The sequence below is a fragment of the Acinetobacter sp. V2 genome (assembly GCF_001188385.1).
In the GTDB taxonomy this organism is placed as follows: domain Bacteria; phylum Pseudomonadota; class Gammaproteobacteria; order Pseudomonadales; family Moraxellaceae; genus Acinetobacter; species Acinetobacter oleivorans.
In genome coordinates, this window is record NZ_JZFB01000004.1 from 109,960 (window position 1) to 117,428 (window position 7,469).

Genomic DNA, 7,469 nt, shown 5'->3' on the forward strand with positions numbered 1-7,469 from the left:
TGTTCACCTACGGTTAACACACGCATGTTATTTCGTCCAAAAATTATAAAAATTAAACCATTGATAAGGGGCACGCAGACAATGCTGTTCTAGTACGGCAACGTACGTTTTAGTGATGGTTTGCATACTTTCAATACGGTTAGCACGGGGTAAATTGATCTGTTCAGCAATTGAATGAATATGCACTTGAAACTGCTGTTGTACTCGATAGCAAAACACCGCAATAACAGGCACTTTGAGTAAATTTGCTAAAATCCATGCACCTTGTGGGAAAGCTGCTGACTCCCCTAAAAAATCAACATGCTGTACACGATCTGACTGCACAGGAACTCGATCTGCCGCCACAATAACCCACTCGCCTTGCTGCATTTTGTCTTGCAGCAACATTGCAGTTTCAATACCCAGCTCATCAACTGATAAAAGACAGACATCTGCCTTATCATTTATTTTTTTCAAAAACTCATTAAATTTTGTCGCGTGCTTTTGGTAAACCAGCACATTAATTTTCTGTGGATGCTCTGACTTAATGGCTCGAAGCAATTCAATATTGCCAAAATGCGAGACAATAATCAGAGCACCTTTTTGATAATGCTGAGAGAAGTTTTCGTGCCCAAAAACTTGCAGTTCCTGCTCAGGAATATTACCTAACCAGCCCTCAATCTTATCTAAAATACATTCCCCAAATTGCATGAAATGCGTATAGCTGTTTGTCCAATTTGGTTGGTGGTTAAACGGCGACCGTGATCCAGCAAAATGATGCAGTTTTTGTAAATAAAGTAAGGAAGCCTGTCTTGCTGTGGCAGCAAATAACCAGTACCACATAATAACGAAGTACATCACCAACTTGCATAACCAACGTCCACCAAAACGATAAAACCACAACATCAGCATAAGGGGCAACATACCTCCTCGCTCTTTAATGTCGTTCCATTTTGGTGACGCTGAATCTGTCATAATTAACCTTGCAGCTTTTGTTTTAATAGCTTCGGTAAGCGAATCAGCATGCCCATAAACAAAGTTGCATGCGCTTTGCTTAGCCCTAAGTTATCTCGCCAAGCATGAAAATGAGAAATACCCTGCTCTGGATAAACCACAGGCGTTGGTACATTAATAAAAGGAATATTTTCCCATTTTAAACGCACTAAAATTTCACTATCAAAACCCATACGTGGCTGAAATTTAGCACTATTTAAAACCTTTATCGTGCTTTCAAGCGGATACACGCGAAACCCGCACATGCTGTCTTTAATTTCAAAAGACAAACTGTTTAACCAGACCCAAAAATGAGTAATGTAACGGCCATATAAGCGCTTTTTAGGAATAGAGGCATCAAAGTATGGCTGACCAATTACCATCGCATCTGGATGTTGTCGAGACTGCTCAATAAATTTTGGAATGTCATCCCAGCAGTGTTGTCCATCTGAATCGAGTTGTAATGCATGGCTTAAACCAAGCTCATAGGCTGCACGTAAACCAGTCATTACGGCTTGTCCCTTACCCTTATTCACCTCATGTTCAATAAGATGAATTTGAGAATATTGCTCTGCCAATGCTTTTAAAATTTGGCTACAAGCATCATCACTTCCATCATTGACCAACACAATCGGTAGATCAAAACTGTCCAGATAAGAAATCAAATCTGCTAAATAATGTGGATGATTATAAACTGGAATAACAAAGCCGTAATTGGTCTGCATTTTTAACCCTCTACTTCCGTTTGCAAAGCAAATAATAATCGCCCTGAAGCCAGAATCTGTTCTGAATCGCGTAGTTCAAAACTCACTTTATGCTCTTTTCGAGCAAGCTTGAGTTGTACCACAGCATACGGACGAATCAGGTTTTGAAATTTTAACTGCTCATATCCCTGACACCAGCTCAAATCAGACCAAATTGATTTAGCAAAATGTTGTAAAAAGCCAATTTGCCCAACCCCAGGATAAATCGGTTGTGTTGGGAAATGCCCTTTAAAACATGCTAATTCAGGTGGAAATTCCAACTCCCAAATGTAGTCATCTGAATTTTGAGACTGTGACAGCACCACGGGTTGTAACATAGGCTTAAATAGAGTTTTCAAATAGTTTTTATTGAGTTTGGACTGAGTATTTTGTGGTAACTGGCTGAGGAAACGCCATTGACGAGGAATCGCGATTGTTTCCAAGCTGTCTTTTAATTGTTGTTTTAAATGGCTGACAAAAGCGGACTTACCTTGCTGTTGTAACTGCTCACGAGCTTGTTCTGTCAGAACAACAATACAACCCAATATTTGACGTTGCTCATGCTCAAGTACCAATACATGACAGTGTTTTACAACCTCTAGAGCCTGAATACTTTGCTCAATCGCATCTAGACTCAAGCGCTTTTCTTCAAGTTTTACAATCCGATCTGTACGCCCCATCAACTTAAAGGTCTGACATGTTGCATCTGTCCATGCAGCGCCATCACCTGTGCTAATCCAATCATTCTCAAAGGCGTGATTACTCTTGACCATAAGCTGTTGGTCTTCAATCCGAATAGCTACTTTACTAAATGCAATCCAAGCATCTTCATCTTTAGCACGATGGGCAATACCACCAGTTTCTGAACTTCCCAAAACTTCAATAATCGGACGATTTAAGAAAGGGCGAACACCACTTTCTAGCTTGCCACCAGAACTAAAGACCATTTGACAGTGTTGCAAAACGACATCAGTTGTCCAACGTTTTAATAATGCAGGACTTGAGATCAAATAATTGCTTAATCCCAACGTTTCTAACTGTTTTTGAGCTTGTACCACATCTTCTGGGAATGCCATTTGAGGCACATAAAAACTTCGACCAGTAGCAAGTGGTAGCAGTAATTTAAACAGTAATCCATAAATATGTTGATGACTAACCGTTGCAATCGCAATTGCATGTTCATCAAAACTAAAGCTTTGACTTAACCCTTGGACTTCGTTGAGTAATTGTTTGAGTGTCCTTGGGATTTTTTTAGGTTCACCAGTTGAACCTGATGTATAAAAATAGAGTTGCGCCTGCTCTAAAAAAGCATCGTCTAATATTAAAGATAAAGGAACAATCTCTCCAATTTCTTGACGTTTTAAAAAATAAATCTGCTGTGCTGCAAAATCTTGTTCTAGTTCACGTACTCGATTTGGTGGTAAAAGTACTTGTTTTTTCGCTAGCAAAGCAGCAAAGAATAAAACCAGAAATTCATAGCTATCCGCTTCCCATAAAGCCCAAGTTAGATTTTCCATTTGAGCAATTGCAGCAGCTTGTAAGGCCACATCCTGCCAAAAGTAATTAAAACTGGTCGAGTGCAGAGCACCATCTATACAAAGTGGCTGAGCTGAATCGATGAATTTCTGAAAATGGCAATACATAGTTTTTAATTAATGATTTGAAGAATGTAAACGCTGATGTCGCTTACGCAAAATAAATTCACCAAGGAACAAAATGCCCATCAGCACATAAGAAATAAAGCCATTATAAATGACCCAAACCTGAGTTGAGGTAAAAAGCACAGTGCTTAAAGCAATCAGTGCATTACAAAAAAAGAAAATACACCAAACTTTAGTCACCTGTCTGGTCCACTGCACGCCAGAATCAGGTAAATCGGGTTCAACGAGTCGGGCAAAGCGCTCAATCATAGACGGCGGCTTGATGAGTGTCAGCGAAAAAATAATTAATGCGCCTAAACTCATACCGACTGGATATAACTTTAACCACGCATGATTATGTGACAATAAGCTCAGACCGCCACAAACAATAGCAAAACCGGTTAAAGGCCATAATAAAGAGTTACCTTTACCAAAAAGTCTGACGACACCCAACCCGATGAGTAATAGACTTACCCAAATGAATTGACCGTGTGTCAAGCTCCAACCCACAATAAAGGGATACAGCACAAACAGTGCTGCTATTATCCCTTTAAGAATAAACTTCATTCAGCAGTCATGTTCTGAATAACCGTCACAACATCCAGTACGGTTCTCACATTTTTAAAGTCTTCAGGCTTTACTTGCTTACCTGTTAACTCTTTAATTTTTACAACTAAATCAACCGCATCAATACTGTCGACATCAAGATCTGAATAAAGATTCGAATCGAGTTGAACAGACTCCGGTTCAATTTCAAACAAATCTTCCATCCATTCACGGAGTTTAGTTAATACTTGCTCTTGAGATAACATCATCACGCTCCTTATGACTTCTGTTGTGCTTCAACTAAAGCAACCAAACTCTGGATTGATTTAAAATGCTGTTTGGTTTCATCCGACTCTGCATTTAAATGAATGTTGTAACGCTTTTTCAAAGCTAGTCCCAACTCAAGTGCATCAATCGAGTCTAATCCTAAACCTTCTCCAAATAGTGGCGCTTCTGTATCAATATCCGCAATAGTGATATCTTCAAGTGCCAAAACATCAATAATCATTTGCTTTAGTTCATCAGCAAGATTGCTCATTTCAAGATAACTCTTCATCAAAAATTTTATAAAAACTACGACTTAACTGACGAACTTGTTTAGGTCCTACTGTTAAATCGTCTAACAAATCTGATACCTGTACCGCATCTAAAACCTTAACCTCGATATGAAATGGTTGAGATGGTACGTGATACCATTTTTCATTCTTGGTTAATGTAGATGGTGTGCAGGTAATAATTACTGGACGAATTGGTACATTTGCGCGAATGGCAATATTGGCTGCGCCTCGCTGAAACTCATTTAGGGTCATCCCTTTTTCAGTGCGCGTTCCTTCCGGAAAAATTAAAAGAGAAGCCGCATTGTTTTCTTTTAGACGCTTTACACAGTCTTCAACAAACTGCTGAGAACCTGCATTTAAAATATAGCCTGCGCTTTGTACGGGTCCTTTGGTAAATGGGTTCGACCAAAGAGACTGCTTCACAACACAATTAGCCTGCTGCATCATACCAATTAGTACTACAACATCAATCAAAGTCGGATGATTGGCAATCACCAACTCTTGACGACTATTTTGTAGCTTTTCCAAGCCTTCTACCGAATAAGTCATGATGCCAAGTTTGACCATCATTTCGGTAAAGCCTTTGAAACTATGTTTAATCACATTTTGTGCACGCTGCTGACGCTCTTCAGAGTCAGAAGTTGTCGCATTTAGTACTGGTGCAATCACTGAGGCAATGGCCATACCACCCAGCCCAAAACTGGCAAAACTAAAACCAGTAGCAGCCACACGCCAGCAATAATTACTTTTTTGCTTGAGGTTTTTAAGATTTAGCATTTGTTCCACCCAAATGCAGATGTTAACTGGTCAGCATCCTGCCAAAAATGAGCAAAAGCAGGAGCATCTGCTTCATCTGTATGCATCCACGCAGTAATTTGTAAATTAGGTTGCTCTAGAGTAACGACAGCAGCCATTGCATAGGCAGGAAAATCGACTGCCTCAGCATAAATATTAGGTAATGGCTCATCATAAGCAACGACTAAGACTCGCTTGATATCAGTCATTGACTTTAAAAGTGCATATGCCTCAATCAAACTTTCAGTCCATGAACAGCTTAAACTTGTAGAGGGAGTATCATCCTGACATAAAATAGAATAAAGCCCAGAAATTGCATTATGAACAGACGTTGAAAATTGTGTAGGTGATGGAGTTTGTTCATTTAAAACATCTTTTAAGATATTTAAAGTTTTGGCCTCATCACCATATTTTGACACCCAAACAATATAATCGGCTTTATTACCATCTAATGCACCGATCGCGCTATTTAAAGCAAGTTTAGCTAAGGGCGATAACCGTCTACGCTGCATTGCGGGGATGCAGTCGAGAGCTGCGTAGGAGGGCTGAGCATGTGTAAATATAAGCTGAGCAAGATGTAATGTTACCATGCTAAAAAATGAACCCTAAGCCGCGTTATTCTGTCGAAATATAAATTATCTTATAAAGATGCTGATTATAGCATTCGTTATAAAATTTACAAAAAATTACGTTTATCACTCACACTTTTTCATAACTCTTGGCACGTGCTCATTTATTTGCAATAAAAAACCCAAAGAAAACTTTGGGTTTTTGAACGTTAAAAAGCTTAACGATTAAATTTTTTCTCTGCTTTTTTAAATTTCTGAATGTAGCGACGACGACGCGCAGCAGTACGTTCATCAATTTGACTCTTACGACCTTCAAATGGGTTTTCAGAAGTTTTAAAGTCAATACGAACTGGTGTACCTTCAAGTTTATATACTTTACGGAACACGTTTTCTAAGTAACGACGATAATCCGCAGGAGTCTTATCAACCTTATTACCATGGATCACAATCGTTGGTGGGTTTTGTCCACCCATATGCGCGTAACGCATTTTAATACGTTTTCCGCTCACCATTGGAGGTTGATGTGCATCTGTAGCATCATTCAAAATTTGAGTTAATTTCGCAGGTGAAACTTTTAAATGCGATGAGTCATAAGCACGGTGAATAGTTGGGTACATATCCCCTACACCCGTACCATGCAACGCTGAAATAAGGTGCACTTTCGCCCATGGAATAAAGTCAAAACGACGATCAACATCCAATTTACATTGTTTGCGATCATATTCGGTCATGTTATCCCATTTATTAATGGCGATCATCATGGCACGCCCAGCTTCAAGCGCATAACCAATTAAATGTAAATCTTGCTCAACAACCCCTTCACGAGCATCGAGAACTACAACAACCACATGCGCATCTTTAATTGCTTGTAGCGTTTTCACAATTGAGAATTTCTCAATCATTTCTTCTACTTTACCCTTACGACGCACACCAGCTGTGTCAATTAATGTGTATTGACGGCCATCACGTTCAAAAGGGATATAAATCGAATCGCGGGTTGTACCAGGTTGGTCAAATGCTACTACACGATCTTCACCAAGTAATCGATTGACCAAGGTAGATTTACCAACGTTTGGACGGCCAATAATAGCTAAACGTAAACCCGTTGCTTTGTCATGTTCTTCTTCACTTTCATCTTCAGGAACATTCTCAAGAACATCTTCAAGCATTTGCTGCACGCCACGACCATGGCTGGCAGCAACTTGTAAAGGTTCACCCATACCCAGTTTGTAGAATTCAACCAAAGCCGCTTCTGCATGAACGCCATCTACCTTGTTCGCAACAAGATAAATTTTCTTGCCCAAAGTACGTAGTTCACGGGCAATTTGCTCATCTGAAGCCAATAAACCAGCACGAGCATCAACCACAAAAATAATGATATCAGCTTCATTGATTGCTGTTTTTGACTGCTCGGCCATGTAGTTATCAATACCGCCCTCATTTTCACCAATACCGCCAGTATCAACGACAATAAAAGACTTATTCTGATAAGTCGCATCACCATATTTACGGTCACGAGTCAGGCCCGCGAAGTCGGCTACAAGTGCATCACGACTCTTGGTAATCTGGTTAAATAACGTTGATTTTCCGACATTCGGACGACCAATGAGCGCAATAACGGGTTTCATACAATAACCTTAATTCAAG

General features: G+C 39.7%; 8 protein-coding genes and 1 pseudogene. All 9 read right to left on the bottom strand.

From position 1 onward, the window contains the following. Window positions 1-96: 96 nt before the first annotated feature. Window positions 97-954, bottom strand: a pseudogene (locus UC75_RS13470) (acyltransferase); the annotation flags it as partial. 2 nt (window positions 955-956) lie between these two features. Next, window positions 957-1,697, bottom strand: coding sequence for a glycosyltransferase family 2 protein (locus UC75_RS13475; protein ID WP_049837901.1), 741 nt, complete (start codon window positions 1,695-1,697; stop codon window positions 957-959). 2 nt (window positions 1,698-1,699) lie between these two features. Beyond that, window positions 1,700-3,358 (bottom strand): AMP-binding protein, encoded by a 1,659-nt coding sequence (locus UC75_RS13480; protein ID WP_049837902.1) that lies wholly within the window; start codon window positions 3,356-3,358, stop codon window positions 1,700-1,702. Window positions 3,359-3,367: 9 nt separating this feature from the next. Continuing rightward, entirely contained in the window at window positions 3,368-3,922 is a 555-nt protein-coding gene (locus tag UC75_RS13485) for a septation protein IspZ (RefSeq protein ID WP_049837903.1), read from the bottom strand. After that, window positions 3,919-4,173, bottom strand: a complete 255-nt coding sequence (locus UC75_RS13490; RefSeq protein WP_080649511.1) for an acyl carrier protein — start codon at window positions 4,171-4,173, stop codon at window positions 3,919-3,921. The genes UC75_RS13485 and UC75_RS13490 overlap by 4 nt, the downstream gene beginning before the upstream one ends. 5 nt (window positions 4,174-4,178) lie before the next feature. Next, window positions 4,179-4,439, bottom strand: a complete 261-nt coding sequence (locus tag UC75_RS13495; RefSeq protein ID WP_000067033.1) for a phosphopantetheine-binding protein — start codon at window positions 4,437-4,439, stop codon at window positions 4,179-4,181. Between the two features lies 1 nt (window position 4,440). Continuing rightward, window positions 4,441-5,244 carry a lysophospholipid acyltransferase family protein gene (locus UC75_RS13500; RefSeq protein ID WP_104075002.1) on the bottom strand — a complete coding sequence of 268 codons (804 nt, stop codon included), beginning with the start codon at window positions 5,242-5,244 and terminating at the stop codon, window positions 4,441-4,443. After that, window positions 5,229-5,843 carry a beta-ketoacyl synthase chain length factor gene (locus tag UC75_RS13505; RefSeq protein ID WP_005302252.1) on the bottom strand — a complete coding sequence of 205 codons (615 nt, stop codon included), beginning with the start codon at window positions 5,841-5,843 and terminating at the stop codon, window positions 5,229-5,231. The genes UC75_RS13500 and UC75_RS13505 overlap by 16 nt, the downstream gene beginning before the upstream one ends. 197 nt (window positions 5,844-6,040) lie before the next feature. Continuing rightward, the gene (der, locus tag UC75_RS13510) at window positions 6,041-7,450 is read right to left on the bottom strand and encodes a ribosome biogenesis GTPase Der (RefSeq protein ID WP_004794708.1); all 1,410 of its coding nucleotides are present in this window, start codon (window positions 7,448-7,450) and stop codon (window positions 6,041-6,043) included. Between the last annotated feature and the right edge of the window lie 19 nt (window positions 7,451-7,469).

What these genes read in the sequence shown, in the direction of transcription:
- UC75_RS13475 (WP_049837901.1), bottom strand. Translation starts at nt 1,697, where the DNA reads ATGCAGACCAATTACGGCTTTGTTATTCCAGTTTATAATCATCCACAT.
- UC75_RS13480 (WP_049837902.1), bottom strand. Translation starts at nt 3,358, where the DNA reads ATGTATTGCCATTTTCAGAAATTCATCGATTCAGCTCAGCCACTTTGT.
- UC75_RS13485 (WP_049837903.1), bottom strand. Translation starts at nt 3,922, where the DNA reads ATGAAGTTTATTCTTAAAGGGATAATAGCAGCACTGTTTGTGCTGTAT.
- UC75_RS13495 (WP_000067033.1), bottom strand. Translation starts at nt 4,439, where the DNA reads ATGAGCAATCTTGCTGATGAACTAAAGCAAATGATTATTGATGTTTTG.
- UC75_RS13505 (WP_005302252.1), bottom strand. Translation starts at nt 5,843, where the DNA reads ATGGTAACATTACATCTTGCTCAGCTTATATTTACACATGCTCAGCCC.
- der (WP_004794708.1), bottom strand. Translation starts at nt 7,450, where the DNA reads ATGAAACCCGTTATTGCGCTCATTGGTCGTCCGAATGTCGGAAAATCA.